The sequence below is a fragment of the Sulfitobacter sp. HI0027 genome (genome assembly GCF_001634775.1).
Classification (GTDB): domain Bacteria; phylum Pseudomonadota; class Alphaproteobacteria; order Rhodobacterales; family Rhodobacteraceae; genus Sulfitobacter.
The window spans coordinates 1-375 of record NZ_LWER01000333.1; the positions used below are offsets into that span (position 1 = coordinate 1).

A 375-nucleotide genomic window follows, 5' to 3' on the forward strand; every position below is an offset into this window, starting at 1 on the left:
CACGCGGGTGAGAAAGCGCTCTATGGTTTGAGCGAGGAGATAATCGGGTTGGTACTCGCTCACCAGGCCCCAGTCTATCTGTGGTGACCACACAAACATGAAATCTTGGAAAAGGCGGGAATACCACCAGAAAAGTTTTCCGGAATGGTCGCCATTTCCGAAAAACGAGTTTCCAAACTCCAGCACCTTTTTCCGCAAGGGGGCGTTGGTGCAGCGTCATTTCTTAACCATACCGAGATGGTTTTCGCCGGGATCATGCTGATACAGAAGATTAGGCTCCAGATCCTCGCCCGCCGCATTGCGCAGGCGTTCGACCAGCAGCATATCCTCTTGCTCGATCTCGGGAAAACGTTCGCCCAGGTCGGACGCCATTTT

Annotated in this window: 1 protein-coding gene; it reads right to left on the reverse strand. The window is 53.1% G+C overall.

Going from position 1 to position 375, the window contains the following annotated elements; translation table 11 throughout:
- On the reverse strand, positions 1-186 hold a 186-nt coding region (locus tag A3722_RS24930), incomplete at its 3' end, for a hypothetical protein (RefSeq protein WP_236627457.1).
- Positions 187-375 lie beyond the last annotated feature (189 nt).